This window comes from Streptomyces sp. NPDC057253 (assembly GCF_042669125.1).
In the GTDB taxonomy this organism is placed as follows: Bacteria; Actinomycetota; Actinomycetes; order Streptomycetales; family Streptomycetaceae; genus Streptomyces.
In genome coordinates this window covers 118,235-133,329 of record NZ_JBHUXV010000008.1, presented here as the reverse complement: position 1 = coordinate 133,329, position 15,095 = coordinate 118,235, and the positions used below count along the sequence as shown (strand labels likewise).

16 protein-coding genes are annotated in these 15,095 nt (G+C 69.6%); 10 read left to right on the top strand and 6 right to left on the bottom strand.

What is annotated here, in order from left to right; genetic code table 11:
* Positions 1-209: 209 nt before the first annotated feature.
* Entirely contained in the window at positions 210-1,970 is a 1,761-nt protein-coding gene (locus ACFULQ_RS06700) for a S8 family serine peptidase (RefSeq protein WP_383539112.1), read from the top strand.
* Here the strand turns inward: ACFULQ_RS06700 and ACFULQ_RS06695 are convergent.
* A complete protein-coding gene (locus ACFULQ_RS06695) occupies positions 1,967-2,131 on the bottom strand; it encodes a hypothetical protein (protein WP_383539060.1) in 165 nt (54 codons plus the stop codon). The genes ACFULQ_RS06700 and ACFULQ_RS06695 overlap by 4 nt on opposite strands.
* 153 nt (positions 2,132-2,284) lie before the next feature.
* Here ACFULQ_RS06695 and ACFULQ_RS06690 point away from each other — a divergent pair, with 153 nt between their 5' ends.
* The gene (locus tag ACFULQ_RS06690; protein ID WP_383539057.1) at positions 2,285-3,364 is read left to right on the top strand and encodes a TRAP transporter substrate-binding protein; all 1,080 of its coding nucleotides are present in this window, start codon (positions 2,285-2,287) and stop codon (positions 3,362-3,364) included.
* A gap of 92 nt (positions 3,365-3,456) precedes the next feature.
* Here ACFULQ_RS06690 and ACFULQ_RS06685 read toward each other — a convergent pair whose 3' ends face one another.
* A complete protein-coding gene (locus ACFULQ_RS06685) occupies positions 3,457-4,245 on the bottom strand; it encodes a class I SAM-dependent methyltransferase (protein ID WP_383539055.1) in 789 nt (262 codons plus the stop codon).
* Positions 4,246-4,448: 203 nt separating this feature from the next.
* Between ACFULQ_RS06685 and ACFULQ_RS06680 the strand changes: the two genes are divergently transcribed.
* Complete coding sequence (locus ACFULQ_RS06680) at positions 4,449-5,144, top strand: DUF4232 domain-containing protein (protein ID WP_383539052.1); 696 nt, start codon at positions 4,449-4,451, stop codon at positions 5,142-5,144.
* Positions 5,145-5,282: 138 nt separating this feature from the next.
* Here ACFULQ_RS06680 and chrA read toward each other — a convergent pair whose 3' ends face one another.
* Positions 5,283-6,704: a chromate efflux transporter gene (chrA, locus tag ACFULQ_RS06675; protein WP_383539050.1), complete on the bottom strand. Its 1,422-nt coding sequence runs from the start codon at positions 6,702-6,704 to the stop codon at positions 5,283-5,285.
* A gap of 293 nt (positions 6,705-6,997) precedes the next feature.
* Between chrA and ACFULQ_RS06670 the strand changes: the two genes are divergently transcribed.
* Both ACFULQ_RS06670 and ACFULQ_RS06665 read left to right on the top strand, forming a co-directional pair.
* Positions 6,998-7,516 carry a Chromate resistance protein ChrB gene (locus tag ACFULQ_RS06670; RefSeq protein WP_383539048.1) on the top strand — a complete coding sequence of 173 codons (519 nt, stop codon included), beginning with the start codon at positions 6,998-7,000 and terminating at the stop codon, positions 7,514-7,516.
* The gene (locus tag ACFULQ_RS06665) at positions 7,513-7,947 is read left to right on the top strand and encodes a chromate resistance protein ChrB domain-containing protein (protein ID WP_383539045.1); all 435 of its coding nucleotides are present in this window, start codon (positions 7,513-7,515) and stop codon (positions 7,945-7,947) included. Before ACFULQ_RS06670 ends, ACFULQ_RS06665 begins: the two co-directional genes overlap by 4 nt.
* 20 nt (positions 7,948-7,967) lie before the next feature.
* Here the strand turns inward: ACFULQ_RS06665 and ACFULQ_RS06660 are convergent, their stop codons facing one another.
* The 3 genes from ACFULQ_RS06660 to ACFULQ_RS06650 all read right to left on the bottom strand — a co-directional run bounded on the left by ACFULQ_RS06660 (position 7,968) and on the right by ACFULQ_RS06650 (position 11,394).
* Positions 7,968-9,449 (bottom strand): MFS transporter, encoded by a 1,482-nt coding sequence (locus ACFULQ_RS06660; RefSeq protein WP_383539043.1) that lies wholly within the window; start codon positions 9,447-9,449, stop codon positions 7,968-7,970.
* A gap of 80 nt (positions 9,450-9,529) precedes the next feature.
* Positions 9,530-10,195, bottom strand: coding sequence for a hypothetical protein (locus ACFULQ_RS06655; protein ID WP_383539040.1), 666 nt, complete (start codon positions 10,193-10,195; stop codon positions 9,530-9,532).
* A 257-nt stretch (positions 10,196-10,452) separates the two neighbouring features.
* Positions 10,453-11,394 (bottom strand): SDR family oxidoreductase, encoded by a 942-nt coding sequence (locus tag ACFULQ_RS06650; RefSeq protein ID WP_383539037.1) that lies wholly within the window; start codon positions 11,392-11,394, stop codon positions 10,453-10,455.
* 204 nt (positions 11,395-11,598) lie between these two features.
* Between ACFULQ_RS06650 and ACFULQ_RS06645 the strand changes: the two genes are divergently transcribed.
* From ACFULQ_RS06645 to ACFULQ_RS06625, 5 genes are all read left to right on the top strand, one after another.
* Positions 11,599-12,441, top strand: coding sequence for a helix-turn-helix transcriptional regulator (locus tag ACFULQ_RS06645; RefSeq protein ID WP_383539109.1), 843 nt, complete (start codon positions 11,599-11,601; stop codon positions 12,439-12,441).
* Between the two features lie 198 nt (positions 12,442-12,639).
* On the top strand, positions 12,640-13,221 hold the full coding sequence (locus ACFULQ_RS06640; protein WP_383539035.1) for a snapalysin family zinc-dependent metalloprotease: 582 nt from the start codon (positions 12,640-12,642) through the stop codon (positions 13,219-13,221).
* Positions 13,222-13,330: 109 nt separating this feature from the next.
* Positions 13,331-13,498 carry a VOC family protein gene (locus ACFULQ_RS06635; RefSeq protein ID WP_383539032.1) on the top strand — a complete coding sequence of 56 codons (168 nt, stop codon included), beginning with the start codon at positions 13,331-13,333 and terminating at the stop codon, positions 13,496-13,498.
* Between the two features lie 224 nt (positions 13,499-13,722).
* Positions 13,723-14,070, top strand: a complete 348-nt coding sequence (locus ACFULQ_RS06630) for a three-helix bundle dimerization domain-containing protein (RefSeq protein WP_383539029.1) — start codon at positions 13,723-13,725, stop codon at positions 14,068-14,070.
* 6 nt (positions 14,071-14,076) lie between these two features.
* A complete protein-coding gene (locus ACFULQ_RS06625) occupies positions 14,077-15,048 on the top strand; it encodes a polyphosphate kinase 2 family protein (protein ID WP_383539027.1) in 972 nt (323 codons plus the stop codon).
* Positions 15,049-15,095 lie beyond the last annotated feature (47 nt).

The window sequence follows — 15,095 nt, the reverse complement described above, 5'->3', positions numbered from 1 at the left end:
CTGGACGCCAAGACCCCCGGGCCATCGGTTTTCAGCCACGCCCCTGGAACGCCCCTGCACGAAAAGGTACTTCCGTGCAGGATCATGCACCTGACATCTTGCATCCACCAGTCGTTTCGTACGGCCCGACCCGTGTCCTCGGCGCGGCCGGGCCGTCTCCGGAGGATGCCTTGATACCCCACAGATCCAGCCGCCCCAGACGCACCCTGGTGCTGACGGCCACGCTCGGCGCAGTCCTCACACTCGGCGCCCCCGGCGCCCTCGCGGGGACGCTCCCCGTCGCCCCCTCCACCGCACCGGCAGCCAAGGCCCACGTTCTGGCCGCCGCGCCGGCTTCCGAGAGTGCAACCTGGGTGGCCGGGACGCGTGCCTACCTCGTGATCACCACCCCCGGTGACAGTACGGCGGTCCGCTCGGCGATCACGGCCAACGGCGGCACCGTCTTCTCGACCTTCGACGCCATCGGCGTGATCGTCGCCCACTCCGCGTCCAGCACCTTCGCCGCCACCATGCGCGGCGTCGCCGGTGTGCAGCAGGTCGGCGCCACGCGTACCTCGGACGTCCCGGCCGACGCCTACAACCCGGCGCTCCCGGCCAATCCGGCCCAGTCCACGACGCCGGCCGGAGAACCGGTCCGGGCCGACATGAGCCAGATCAAGGCCGACCAGGCCTGGGCCGTGAACCCGGGCTCCGCCTCCGTCACGGTCGGCATCCTGGACACCGGTGTGGACGACCAGCACCAGGACCTGGCGCCCAACTTCGACGCGGCCGACTCGGTCTCCTGCGCCTACGGCAAGCCCGACACCCGTACCGGCGCGTGGCGGGACGTCGACACGCACGGCACGCACGTGGCGGGCACGGTCGCCGCGGCCAAGAACGGCAAGGGCGTCGTGGGCGTGGCCCCCGGCGTGAAGATCGCCGCGGTCCGGGTCGCCGAGCCGGGCAACGCATTCTTCTTCGCCGAGAACACCATCTGCGGCTTCGTCTGGGCCGGTGACCACGGCTTCAAGGTCACCAACAACAGCTATTACACGGACCCGTGGCAGTTCAACTGCCCGGACAACATCGACCAGGCCGCCATCATCGAGGGCGTCAAGCGCGCCCAGGAGTACGCCGAGAGCAAGGGCTCCCTCCAGATCGCCGCCGCGGGGAACGAGAACTACGACCTGGCCCACAAGACGACCGACTCCGCGAGCCCGAACGACTCGACGCCGGTCACTCGCACCATCACCAACGCCTGCCTCGACATCCCGACCGAACTGCCGGGCGTGGTCACGGTCGCGGCCAACGGCACGGGCGTCACCAAGGCCTCGTTCTCCAACTACGGTCAGGGCGTCATCGACGTCGCGGCGCCGGGCAGCAGCGTGTACTCCACCGTCCCCGGCGGCGGCTACGGCAGCAAGAGCGGCACCTCGATGGCCACCCCGCACGTGGTCGGCGTCGCCGCCCTCATTGCCAGCGCCAACCCGGGCATCACCCCGGCGCAGATCCGCGCCAAGCTGGCCGAGCAGGCCAACGACATCGCCTGCCCCTCGGACAGCCGGTGCACGGGTACGACGGCCAACAACTCGTTCTTCGGCGAAGGACAGGTCGACGCGCTCAAGGCCGTCGGGGCCACGCCGCCGCCCGGCGCGTACTTCGAGAACCTCGCGGACTTCGCCATCAACGACAACGCGACCGTGGAGAGCCCGATCACCGTCACCGGTGTGACCGGCAACGCCCCGGCCACCCTCAAGGTGGGTGTGGACATCAAGCACACCTACATCGGTGACCTGAAGGTCGACCTGGTGGCTCCGGACGGCACCGTCTACACACTGCACAACCGCGCCGGCGGCAGCGCCGACAACATCGCGCAGACCTACACCGTCAACGCCTCCTCGGAGGTCGCCAACGGCACCTGGAAGCTGCGCGTCAACGACAACGCCGCGTCCGACACCGGCAAGATCGACGCCTGGAACCTGACCTTCTAGCGCAGGGCCCCGTAACGTTCCAGGGCTGCGAACTGCTGGGCGGCAGAGGGCATATGGGCCCCGGCGGCGGTGTACATCGCGGTCGGGGCCCCTATGCCGGAGGCGTCCAGGAGAGAAGAGGCGCGTCGTCGGACTTCCGGGGCGGGGGTCATCCGGGTCATCAGGGTCATCCGTTCAGACGTGTTCCAGGCCATGGAGATGCGTGCGTGGCTTCCCGCCCCTAGCGTCGAAGCAGGTGGGTCGTGAGCTCGGCCCCTGCTCCGCCTGTTCGCACATCAGGCTGAGGGCGGCGATCGCGAAGGAAGCGTGACGCCATGCGTTCCCGATGTACGACGGTAGCTGCCGCACTGAGCGCGACTGTGGGGCTGATGCTGCTCGCCGTCGGCTGCACCGGCACAGCGAGCGCGGGGAAACTCGCCGACACCACACAGGGCAGCGGCACGGGTGGGCCGGTCACGCTGTCGCTGGCAACGCCGATGGGCGCGAGTGACGAGTTCCGTGACTTCCTCCAGAACGTGAGGACACTGTCCCACGACTCGATCCGGATCTCCGCCGAGTTCAACGCCCACCATGAGGAGGGACCGGACTTCGAGGAGCAACTGCTCAATGACGTGCAGTCCGGACGGGTCGACCTGGCAGCCCTCGGCAGTCGCGTCTTCGACATCCGTCGAGCCCCGGCCCTGGGCGCCCTGACCGCACCCCTGCTGATCAACAGCTTCGACGCGGAGGAGAAGGTCCTCGGGGCGCCGGTCGCCGAGCGCATGATCCGCGAGGTCGACGGCGGAGGTCTCACCGGCGTGGGCCTGCTCCCGGGCAGCCTGCGCCGCCCCTTCGGCGCCGGGACACCCCTGCTGGGTCCCGAGGACTACGAGGGACGCACGATCGGCATCCAGGAGTCCAAGGTCGCCGACTCCACCGTTCGCGCCCTCGGAGGGAAACCTCAATGGTTCGGCGCCGGCAGCTCGGTGGCCGGTTTCGACGGTTTCGAGCAACAACTCGTCTCTGTCAACGGCAGCCGCTACGACGAAGCGGGGATGATCGGCACCGCCAACGTCGTTCTGTGGCCGCGTCCCATCGTCCTGGTCGCCAACACCAAGGCCATCGAGCGCCTCGGCAGGGACAAGCGCAAGCTGCTGGAGGACGCGGCGCGAGAAGCAGTGCACGGCGCCGGCGCGGACTTGCGCGAACAGGAGCACAGGGCCTTGGAGAGCCTCTGCGCACGGGGCCAGAGGTTCGCCGCCGCGAGCCCGGCCCAATCGACCGCACTGCGCAAGGCGGTGCAGCCGGTGTACGACGAAAGTTCCCGTGACCGGCGGACCAAGGAGTACCTCGACACGGTGACGGCCCTGGTGCGGGACGTACCGGCCGAGCCGCAGGTGTCGTGCAAGGGCTGACGCCGGGTGCGAGGTGGATTGACGAGGGCGGCACCTGCGGCAGGCGGCGAGGTGCCCCCCGTTGGTCTGCAAGCCACTGCTCGTTACGCGCCCTAGTCCGTCTCCAGGACGAAGAACAGGAAGCACAGGAAGCGGGGCTTGGCCGCGATGGCTTCGGGGAACAGCTCGCGGGCGGCTGGATCAGGCTCCGGCTCGCTGATGACCGTGATGCGGAAACCGGCGTCGGTGAAGGCTTCGACCATCGCGTGCAGCGGCCGGTGCCACAGGCTGATCACGGCGGTCTGACCACCCATGGTCCACTCTTCGATCCAGTTGGTGGTGTCGAAGTAGTCGTACTCGGCCTCGCGGCCGGCATGGCGATGCATGAGGTTGATGGAAAAGGGATGGTCGACGGACGCGATCAGCCGACCGCCGGGCTTGAGGACCCGGCGCAGTTCGGCCAGCGCCGGCCCCCAGTCCTCCAGGTAGTGCAGCACCAGGGACGCCACTACGTCGTCGAAAGTGTCGTCCAAGTAGGGAAGCCTGCTGCCCAGGTCGGCGACCTGGAGGTCCGCACCGTCGCCGAGCCGCTGCCGGGCCAGCTCCACCATCCCGGCACTCGCGTCGAAGCCACTCACGATGGCGCCCCGGTCGCGCAGCGCCGCTGACAGGGGCCCGGAGCCACAGCCGGCGTCGAGGATCCGTCGACCGGCCACGTCTCCAGCGAGGGCCAGCATCGCGGGCCGCTCGTAGTAGGCGTTGATGAGGTTGGTCTCGTTCTCGGCCGTGTACGCCTCGGCGAAGCCGTCGTAGGCGTTGACCGGCGACGGACCCCCAGGCACCGCTAACGGCGAGGTACCCCCGGTCGGGCCTGCGTGGCCTTGGTGCTCGTCAGAAATCATGGTGCGGGAGACGTGTGGGGCATGAGTTCGGTTCCTTCTCGCTCCTGGGGGCTCATCCGAGCTGTTCGTGGTGGTTGTGGCCGGATTTCGTCACCGGCGGGTCACAGGTCGAAGCGCGGGCGAACTGCCGCCTCCACGGATCTGTCTGGTTCGACGGGACGGCGGGTCGCCGTGCTCCGGACAACAGGCACTCGGGGGACAACATGCAGTTCGTGAACGGAATGCGCGGTGCGGCGATGGCAGTCGTGGTGGCTTCCGCGGCGCTCGCGATGGCGGGATGTCAGGCCGGTGGGGGCGGTGCGGACACCGCAGCCGACGGCGGCACCCCGGCCTCCTCCTCCACGTCCGGCGCTCCGAAGCCCGGCAGCTCCACGACCGGCTCCTCCACACCCTCCGACCCCTCGACGCCGTCCGCCTCCGCATCTGCCTCGTCCGCACCCGCTCCGAACGGTTCGGCGGCGACCTGTTCCGCGGGCAGTCTGGAGGCGACCGCCCGTCAGGCAGCCGTACGGCCGTCCGGTACAGGGACCGGGGCGGCCATCGTCGAGTTCACCAACGTGTCCGCACACACGTGCGTCCTCACCGGGCATCCCACGGTGGCCGGCGCCGCGAACGGCTCTCCCGAGATGAACGTGCCGCTCACCGTCAAGCCGACCGGAGCCGCGGCGTCGGCGCGGGTGGCTCCCGGCGGCAAGGCATGGGTGAAGCTGACGTTCGTACAGGTCCAGGGAGAGGCCGACGGATACTGCGTGTCCGGCTCGGCGCCGGTGGTGTATCCCACGATGGTCGTCCGGCTGCCGGGGTCCGCGGCGTACCAGGTGGCCCTGGACGACGGGCAGTTCGCCGAGTGCGACGACACCGTGACCGTCACGGCCGTATCGACGGTCAGGCCTTCTTGACCGACTCCAGGTGCAACACCGGGGTGCGGCAGGACGTCACTGACCTGCCGCACCCTTCTGCCAGTCCATATCCGCTGTTCAGCCGCTTGCCGACGCTCAGCGTCGCGAACGTTCCGGGTTTCGGTCGGGAGCCTGAGGTCAGATGCCCGGCACGTCGGCCAGGGCGGCAGTCAGCCCCAGGACGGCGCACACGCCGAGGGTGCGCAGGACGCTCCAGCGCACCTTGAAGATCAGCACCAGAGCCACCACGGCGATCGCCAGCGCGGTCGGCCGCAGGGTCGACAGGTCGGGCACGGCCGGCTGAAGCGGCCCGGCGCTGACGGTGTCGACCGAGGTGAAGAGGGTGTGCTCGGCGAAGTACAGGGCGAGATTGGCGATGACCCCTACGACGGCGGCGGTGATGCCGGTCAGTGCGGCGGAGACGGTCTGGTTGCCGCGCAGGCGCTCGATGTAGGGGGCGCCGAGGAAGATGAACAGGAAGCAGGGCACGAACGTCACCCATGTGGTCAGCAGCGCGCCGAGCAGGGCGGCGGCCCAGGGGTTGAGGGCGCCGGGGTCGCGGTAGGCGCCGAGGAATGCGACGAACTGCACGACCATGATCAGCGGTCCGGGGGTGGTCTCGGCGAGGGCCAGGCCGCGGACCATCTCACCGGCGCCGAGCCAGCCGTAGTGCTGGACGGCCTGCTGGGCGACGTAGGCGAGGACGGCGTAGGCGCCACCGAAGGTGACGAGCGCGGTGCCGGAGAAGAACAGGCCCTGGGCGGTCAACACGCTGCCCGCGCCGGTGAAGACCGCGATCGCCGCGACCGGCACGGCCCACAGCAGCAGGCCGGCCAGCAGGATGCGCAGCGTCCGGCGGCGGCCGGGCGCCTCGTGATGGAGTGCGTCGTCGGGGATGAGCGGAGCGGGGCCGTCGTCGGCGGCGTGCTTCGCGGGCGGCTTGAGGGCGTGCGGGGCGAGGCGGCCCAGCAGCCACCCGACGACGGCTGCGACGGCGATGACGGCGGGAAAGGGCACGGCGAACAGGGCGAGCGCCGCGAAGGAGGCCACCGCGACGGCGATCAGTGCGGGGTGGGTCAGGCAGCGGCGGCCGACCCGCCACACCGCTTGCGCGACGATCGCTACGACCGCCGGTGCGAGCCCGGCGAACAGTCCGGTGACCGCGGCGGTCGTACCGAAGGCCACGTAGACCGCCGACAGGGCGAGCAACGCCACGACGCCGGGCAGGACGAACAGGGTTCCCGCGGCCAGGCCGCCGCGGGTGCCGTTGAGCAACCAGCCGATGTAGACGGCGAGTTGCTGCGCCTCGGGGCCGGGCAGCAGCATGCAGTACGACAGCGCGTGGTTGAACCGCTGCTGCCCGATCCACCGTTTGTCCTCGACGAGGGTTCGCTGCATGACCGCGATCTGCCCGGCGGGCCCGCCGAAGGTCTGCAGCGAGATGACGGACCAGGTCTTCACCGCCTGCCTGAACGGTATGAGTTCACCGCCTCGCAAGGCGTCCTGCCTGGGCGGGGCCGTCTCGGGTGCGGGAAGCGAGGAGTGATCGGCGGCGGTCACCGGGATCTCCGTCCGGTCGTGAGCGGCAAGGGCGGCATCATCCGGCGAACCTCGACAGCACGCACCGGGCACGGGCTGGGCTCATGGGAAATGCTCCTGCGCCACCTCGGGAATGATGCAACCATGGTTACATCACGAGGGAGGGGCGGGGGAAGACTGCCTCCTGGCGCGGACCATGAAGATTTCATGTCACCGTCCCCGGGACCGATGGGCGGCGGGACCGACGGCTACGAGGCTATGAGGAGGACGGTGCACGTGGCACGGCCGGCTGATGAGCTCAGGGGTCTGCGCGGGTGAGCGATCGCAGCGTTCCGCAACAGGCCGCGCCCGGCGGTGGGGCGAGGCAATGGGTGCTGCTCTCCTACCGGTTGCCGCGCGAGCCGTCCACCCCGCGCATCACCGTCTGGCGCAAGCTCAAACGGCTCGGCGTCGCCCAGATCAGCGACGGACTGATCGCCCTGCCCGCCGACGCCCGCACCCGCGAGCACATCGACTGGATCGCCGAGGAGATCGAAGGCTACGGCGGCACCGCCACCGTGTGGCTCGCCCAGCCCGGCAGCACCGCACAGGAACACCGGCTCGCCCAGGGCATGGCCGAAGCCCGCACAGCCGAATACCAGCAGGTCACAGCCCAGGCCGAACAGGCCCGCACCCTTGCCGAAGACGAGCGCCGACGCACCCTGCGCCGCCTTCGCGCCGAACTGCGCCGCATCCACCGCCGCGACTACTTCCCCCCACCCGCCAGGCAAGCGGCCGAAACAGCCGTCAACGCCCTGCACCCCCTCCACCGTCCCGCCGAGGAGAACGCATGAAGTGGGCCACCCGCGCCGGCATCCACATCGACCGGGCCGCCTGCGCCTGGCTGATCCGCCGCTTCATCGACCCCGACGCCGCGTTCCTGTTCGTCGACGACCTGGCCCATGTGCCTTCGGACGCCACGGCGTTCGACATGCGCGGAGCCGACCTCGGCCACCACCACGGCGACTGCAGCTTCGAGACCATCCTGCGCCGCTACGAACTCACCGACGACCCGGCCCTTCAACGCATCGCCGAGATCGTCCACGAAGCCGACCTCGACGACGAACGCTTCGACGCCCCTGAAGCCCCCGGCCTCGACGTCGTCCTGCGGGGCCTGTCGATGACGGGCGACGACGAGCACACGCTGAGCATCACGCGGCCCGTTTTCGACGGCTTGTACGAGTACTACCGCCGCGCGACGCTTCTGGGCCGCGAGCCTGCCTGAGTGCTGTCGGTCAGGGCGGGTCAGCACGATTGGCCGGGGGTATCCGCCACAGCCCAGTGTTCGTCTTCGCCATCGGCGTCAGAGGTTGGATGGCGTGGCAGTCGATAGGCAACCACCGCCGCGAGGGCCGCTACCCCACCGAGTATGGCGGCCACGAGGCGAGGGCCGGTGAGGGCGAGGAGTTGGCCGCCGAGTGCTGCTCCTGCTGCGGATCCGAGGTTGTAGCCAGAGCCGAGCCACGCGTTGGCTTCCGCGTGGCGCGAGGAGTCGATGCGTTCGTCGACGAGGAGATAGGCGATGACGAAGATCGGTGTGAGCGGGATGCCGACGCAGAAGGCGGCCAGGATGGTCAGGGGCGATGCGGACAGCGCTGCCAGCGAGAGGGTGCCGATCACGAGTCCGGTGGTGGCGGCCGCGTACCGCAGTCGCAGGGAGGCGGCCCACTTCTTGCGCCCATAGGCCAATCCCCCTACGACACCGCCCAGTGAGAAGGCGGCGAAGGAGTAGCCGGAGGAGATCACGTCACTGAATCCTGCGGAGGCAGCAGGGAGGATGACCGTCAGTCCGCCTCCGCACAGTCCGAGTGCGATGACCGGGACCGTGATGCCGCGGCCGTCACGGGACCGGATGACGGATCGCCGTCGTCGTCCCGTAGCCACGTTGGGACGAGCCTCGGCGCCCTCGGCAGCAACAAGGGCGCGTGTAGCCGCGCCGAGCCCCACTGCTGCGGGCACCAGAAGTAGTGCGCTGCCGACCAGGACCCAGCGCGCGTCGGCCAGGGCCATGGCCGCGGTTCCCATGAGCGGTGCGGCGACGAAGGTGAGTTCTTCCACGGTCGAGTCGAGTGCGTGGATGCTCTGCAAGTGGTGCTTGTCCGGCATCAGTCGGGACCAGAGAGCGCGCAGGGCGGGGTTCAGCGGCGGGAACAGGGCGCCTGCTGCCGCGATGAAGAAGAGGGGAATCTGCCAGTGGCTTCGGCTGGTTGCGACTGCCGCAGCAGCGAACAAGGACACGCTGGCCAGCGCCAGGATGAGTGGTGCTGCCGGGCCGTGGGTGGCGCACCACCGTGCTCGGGCGGGTCCCGGCAACGCGATGGCCAGCAGGAGAGCTCCAGAGGCAAGGCCGGCGACGCCGATCCCGTAGTGCTGGGTGAAGGAGATCAGCACTGCGAACGGCACGAGGCCGGACGGCAGCCGGCTCAGGATGCCCAGGGCCAGGAGTCTTTTGGCGCGTGGTACTGAGAGGGTGGCCCGATATCCGAGCGCGCAACGGCCCTGCTGATGTCCTTCGATGACGGCACGGCCTTTCCTGATACGGATCGCATGGCGAAGTATCCGCGCTCTCCCTTTGCCGCCGGTACGCAAGGTGCCCAGCGAGTCATCAACTGGTGCCATGTTGAGCGGAGTCGAACACAGACCGGCCACGATCCCGGGCCCGCCGCCGACCCTGATGACCTCGCACTGCACCTTGACGCCCTCACCCTCCGGCAGCGACAGATCCACGCCGTCGACTGAATTGACCAGCGGCCCGCGGCCCCCGACGCGAAAGCCGGGCACCGCGGGCCGCTCCTGGCGGACGCCTGTCAGGGGGAAGGGACCGGTGCGGGGACGGCCGTACGGCGTGCCGCGCTGCGGTAGGTGGAGATGCCCACCGCGAGCAGCCAGTAGCTGAGCAACGCCCCCATCAGGGCTGTGCTGCCCCACCCGTTCGCCGCATAGAAGTGCGCGGGGGTGTTGCCGAAGAACAGGGACGGCACGAAGGCCAGATTCACCGCGGCGAGGGCGTAGGCGGAGCGGCCGATCCAGCGGGGAAGTAGGTTCGCCCGGGTAACCGCGTAGCCGAGCGCGGTCAGGAAGAGTGCGAGGAGAAGGCGGCCGATCGAGCCGTAAAGGATGTAGGTGCCGCTGACCGTGATGGTCGGGTCGATCGGGTGGTCGGCGGCGATGACGGCGCCGGCCTCCAGCCCGCTGGATACCAGGGTGACGGTCGCGTAGACCAGTCCGGTGGCGAAGGCCACCGTGCCGACCCATTCGTGAGCGGGGTCCACCTGCTTGACCAGTTCACGCAGGCCCGTGACGAACAGGATCAGAGCCGCCAGCGCGACGATGCCGATCAACAGCCGCGTGAGCACGTTGGCGTCCGGCGGGGGCCCCGAATAGAGGAAATACAGGGGCACTTCGATGATGAAGCAGACTGCCGCCGCGATGCCGGTCAGGCCCGTCAGGCGCCTGGCGATGATCTCGTTCACGTGATTACCCCCGAAGTGAGTTGTGTCAGTGCCCAGTTCGACGTCCGTGTGATGCCGACGAGGAAACTCTCCCGCGCACGCGGCGCCACGTCGCTGGGCCTGAACACCGAGCCGGGGGTGGTGCTACGGCCACCTCGCGAGGGCTCTTATCTCCCGCGCTCGCCTTGACTGCTACGTCGCCTCCACCCCCTGCCGGACTCACCAGTGTCCGACCGGCCACCACGCCTCATGCGGCGGCGCTGCACCCATCGGACGGGCTACGACTGCACCCGCAGCCCCGTGAGTCGTTCGGAGGTCTCCCACACGCGGGCGGCTTCTTTCGTGCTGGTGAGGCGGCTGTACGGCTTCTGCTCTGCCGGCGGGCCGCCCAGGTGGAGCGGTCCGCTGGGGCCGTAGAAACGGCCGGGCTCGGCGTTAGGGGACGTGGCGGCGTACAGGGCCGGGAATTTCGCGCTCTCGACGGTTCCGAGGAGGATACGGCGGGCGGACAGGAAACGGATCACGCGCACACCGAGGGTGTCCTTGTCCCGTCCCACCTCGGGCCGGGCGGCCAGCAGGCTGGTCGGTGCGACGCCGGGGTGGGAGACGTTGCTGGTGATGCCCCAACCGCCGCTCTCACTGCGCCGGTTCAGCTCCAGACCGAACAGTCCGAACGCGATCTTCGACTGGCTGTAGGCGCGCTGTCCGTTGTACGAGCGTTCCCAGTTCAGGTCCTCCCAGTTGATGGCGTTCTGGTTCGCCGCGATGCTGACCTGGGACGTCACCCGGGCCTGGCCGGCTCGCAGCAGCGGCAGCAGATGGGCCACCAGGGCGAAGTGCCCCAGGTGGTTGGTGCCGAACTGCAGCTCGAACCCGTCCGCGGTGGTCTGCCGGTTCGGCGGTGTCATGACACCGGCATTGTTGATCAGCAGGTGGATCGGCCGGTCCTCCTCGGTCAGCGTCTTGCCGAACGCCTCCACCGAGGCGAGCGAGGACAGATCGAGGCTGCGCAGCGACACCTGCCCGCCGGGCGCCAGCCGACGGATCCGCGCCAGCGCCGCCTCGCCCTTGGCCTGATTGCGGACCGGCATCACCACGTCCGCACCTGCGGCGGCCAGCCATGCCGCCATACCGAACCCGATACCGTCACTCGCGCCGGTCACCACGGCGCGCCGCCCGGACAGGTCGGCGACGGGAATGTCGATGGAATCACGCGGCATGTGAACTCACTCCAGATCGTTGCGTCATTTCCTCCACTGTCACGGACGCCGTCGCCGTTATGCAGGGCCTGTCAATCCCCCGCTACGGGCGCCAGGACCCGCAGCTCGGGGCGCGCCCAAGGGGGGATTGGCAGGCCGTGGATAACACTCTGTACGGGCGGTAGAAAGAGCGACCTGAGGAAGCAGAGGGTGAATGAGGAGCAGATGCTGATCGACCGGGCCGGGCTCGCGGAGTTTCTCAGGCGTCGCCGGGAGGCGTTGCAACCCGAAGACGTCGGTCTTCCGCGTGGGCAGCGGCGCAGGACGAGCGGGCTGCGGCGCGAGGAAGTGGCGTTCCTGTGCCACATGTCGACCGACTACTACGCCCGGCTGGAGCGGGAGCGCGGCCCTCAGCCCTCCGAGCGGATGATTGCCTCCATCGCGCAGGGGCTCCATCTCTCTCTCGACGAACGCGACCACCTGTTCCGGCTCGCCGGACACACCCCGCCGCCCCGCGGTGCGGCGAGCGACTACATCAGTCCCGGACTGCTGCGCATCTTCGACCGCCTTCAGGACACCCCTGCGGAGATCGTCACCGAGCTCGGCGAGACCCTGCGGCAGACGCCCCTGGCCGTCGCACTCACCGGTGACCTGACCACGTACGAGGGGCCGGCCCGCAGCCTCGGCTACCGCTGGTTCACCGACCCCGCCACGCGGGCGCTCTACGCCCCCGACGAGCACCCGTTCCTGACCCGCATGTTCGCCTCGGGCCTGCGCGGGCTGGTCACCCTGCGCGGGGCCCGGTCCCGCGCGGCTGAACTCGCCGATTTGCTGCTGGCCCAGAGCGAGGAGTTCCGGCAGGCGTGGCAGGCCCATGAGATCGGCATCCGCCCCCGCGAGACCAAGCACTTCATCCACCCCGAAGTCGGAGCGATGGAGCTGACCTGCCAGGCACTTCTGGACCCGGACCAGTCACATCTGCTGCTCGTCTACACCGCCACGCCCGGCACCGAGAGCTACGAGCGGCTGCAGCTGCTGTCCGCCATCGGACCGCAACCGCCCCGCTGAACTTCCGCTCAGGACTGAATCCTGACGGATATTCATCCATGGCAGGTACATGACGGATAGGCGTCGCAGGGCATACCATCGCAACGCCCCGGAGGGGCGGTCGACGGCGCGCCCGGCCCCCACCGGACAACCCGTGCCGCCCCTTCGCGAACCCGGCCCCGCCGGGGCCGGATTCCCCCCACGGATGAAGGAGCAGCAATGCCCCTCGGCACTTGGCTCAAGGCAGGCACCTCCGCCGCCGCGCTCGTCCTCGCCACGGCGGGCGCCGCGACCGCCGCCCCCGCTCCGGTGGGTGCATCGTCCGCCGCGCAGGCGGCGGCGGTGACCCTTCGCTACGACGACAGCCGCGCGGCGGGCTGGGAGGCCGCGATCGCGGCCGGAGTCGCCTCGTGGAACGCGAACGTGAGCAACGTCCATCTCGTGGAAGCGGCTGCCGGCACCACGGCCGAGATCGTGATCGTCGCCACCACCGGCTGGCCGCAGGCCACACTCGGCCCCGTGCGTCCGGGCCGTCAGGTCCGCGTCGAGCTCGGCAGCCAGGCCGTGGACCAGGGCTACAACAAGACCCGGATCGCCGCTCACGAACTGGGGCACAGCCTCGGTCTGCCGGACACCAAGCCGGGCCCCTGCTCACAGCTGATGTCCGGGTCGAGCGCCGGCACGGCCTGCACCAACGCCACTCCGAACGCCACCGAGCGCTCCCGCGTCCAGTCCGCCTACGCAAGCGCAATCGCGGCGCTCGTGCCCACTGACGGCCGGACGCTCGTCGACGCACCCTGACCACACGGTCCCGGGGACCTCGACGAGGTCCCCGGGGCGTAGTGAGCAACCTGTGATCGGCGGCGGTCCTTGTGCCAGTGGATCACCCACTCCGTCACAGCACGGTGAGGTGTGCCTGGCGATCGACGGTGGGCCCGACGAGCTCGACGCGATCTTCGAGCAGTGGAACTCCAAGGGGGTCCCCATCCTGCGCGAGCCTCAGGACGCGGGGTTCGGGCTGACCTTCCTCGCGGCCGATCGCGACGGGAACCGTATCCGCGTCGTCCCGCGGGACTGAAAGGCCAGGCGCGCCAGAGGGTCCGCGCCCCCCACGAGTGGGCCGGAGGGCAACCCCTCCCTCACCTCCCGTGCCGGTCACGCTTCACCCGTTTCAGGGGAGGCGGGCTCACCCGGCGGAAACGAAAATGCTGCGTGGTAACCGCTCGCCGACGACAGCGCCGACATCGAGGGGCGCCGTGTGGAGGTTGTGGTGCACACATCGCACGACGTTTCACGACGGCCATGACGGTCGATGAAGGCGTCTCCCCCGTCGCAGCGCCCTCCCCCGAGGCCCGGGACCGCGCTCTGACGGGAATGCCGGAACCAGCGGTGCCACTGCGACCGCCCCCGCCCGGCTCACCACAGGACGCTCTGGCCGTCCGCGACATCGTCGCCCGGCTCACAGCCTCATGGCCCACCGTGTCCCGGATGACCGTCGAAGCGCAGGTCATGTCCGCTTTCGACTCGTTCCGTCAGGCGAAGGTCCGCGCCTACGTGCCCATCCTGGTCGAGCGCCGGGTGCGCAGGGAGCTCCGCGCGATCTGCGGCGACACGCCGTGCGGCCCGCGCGACGGCGAGGAGAGGAAGTGACAGGACATGACGGACAAGAGAGCCGGGCGTATCGCGGACTTCATCGAGCCGCTGCGGGTGGAACCGGGGTCGAAGGTCCGCCTGGACCGTGACTTCGATCCCCGCTTCAAGGCCGGTCTGAAGAAGCGGGACGCCGCCGAACTGCTGCGGTCCGGGGTGGAACTGCTCGCCGAGTACCAGCAGCGGCTGGCCGCCCAGGACACCTACGGCGTGCTGCTGTGCCTCCAGGCACTCGACGCCGGCGGCAAGGACGGCACGATCCGTCATGTGATGAGCGGCGTCAATCCGCAGGGCGTGCGCGTGAGCAGCTTCAAGGTGCCCTCCAGCGAGGAGCTGGACCACGACTACCTGTGGCGTTACGCCCAGCGGCTGCCCGCGCGCGGCGAGATCGCCATCTTCAACCGCTCCCACTACGAGGAGGTGCTCGTCGTACGGGTGCACCCCGAGCTCCTCGTCAGGCAGAAACTGCCCGACAGCGCGCGCGGACCGGGCAGGTGGAAGCGGCGGTACCGGGAGATCAACGACTGGGAACGCCATCTCACGGACAGCGGGTTCAAGGTGGTGAAGATCTTCCTGAACCTGTCGAAGGAGGAGCAGCGCGTCCGTTTCCTGAAGCGGATCGATCTGCCGGAGAAGAACTGGAAGTTCTCCGCGGCGGACGTCCGGGAGCGCGGGTACTGGGACGACTACCAGAAGGCGTTCTCCAAGATGCTGTCGGCCACGAGCACGGAGTGGGCGCCCTGGTACGTCGTCCCGGCGGACCGAAAGTGGTTCGGGCGCCTGTGCACGGCGGCGATCCTCGCTCACACCCTGATGGAGATCGACCCCCAGTACCCACAGCTGCCGGAGGCTGACCGCAAGGAACTGCTGGTCGTCAAAGAGGACTTGGAGCGTGAGGCACCGGAGGGTCTGCCGGCGGATCCGTACGCGGCACGGCACCCGGCAGCACGGGGTGCGAGGACCCACGCGCGACGGTGAGCGCGGTGGACGCGTGGTGCGAGGACCCGCGCCCGGCCGTGAGACCG

What these genes read in the sequence shown, in the direction of transcription:
- ACFULQ_RS06695 (WP_383539060.1), bottom strand. Translation starts at nt 2,131, where the DNA reads ATGACCCGGATGACCCCCGCCCCGGAAGTCCGACGACGCGCCTCTTCT.
- ACFULQ_RS06690 (WP_383539057.1), top strand. Translation starts at nt 2,285, where the DNA reads ATGCGTTCCCGATGTACGACGGTAGCTGCCGCACTGAGCGCGACTGTG.
- ACFULQ_RS06685 (WP_383539055.1), bottom strand. Translation starts at nt 4,245, where the DNA reads ATGATTTCTGACGAGCACCAAGGCCACGCAGGCCCGACCGGGGGTACC.
- ACFULQ_RS06680 (WP_383539052.1), top strand. Translation starts at nt 4,449, where the DNA reads ATGCAGTTCGTGAACGGAATGCGCGGTGCGGCGATGGCAGTCGTGGTG.
- ACFULQ_RS06665 (WP_383539045.1), top strand. Translation starts at nt 7,513, where the DNA reads ATGAAGTGGGCCACCCGCGCCGGCATCCACATCGACCGGGCCGCCTGC.
- ACFULQ_RS06650 (WP_383539037.1), bottom strand. Translation starts at nt 11,394, where the DNA reads ATGCCGCGTGATTCCATCGACATTCCCGTCGCCGACCTGTCCGGGCGG.
- ACFULQ_RS06645 (WP_383539109.1), top strand. Translation starts at nt 11,599, where the DNA reads ATGCTGATCGACCGGGCCGGGCTCGCGGAGTTTCTCAGGCGTCGCCGG.
- ACFULQ_RS06640 (WP_383539035.1), top strand. Translation starts at nt 12,640, where the DNA reads ATGCCCCTCGGCACTTGGCTCAAGGCAGGCACCTCCGCCGCCGCGCTC.
- ACFULQ_RS06630 (WP_383539029.1), top strand. Translation starts at nt 13,723, where the DNA reads ATGACGGTCGATGAAGGCGTCTCCCCCGTCGCAGCGCCCTCCCCCGAG.
- ACFULQ_RS06625 (WP_383539027.1), top strand. Translation starts at nt 14,077, where the DNA reads ATGACGGACAAGAGAGCCGGGCGTATCGCGGACTTCATCGAGCCGCTG.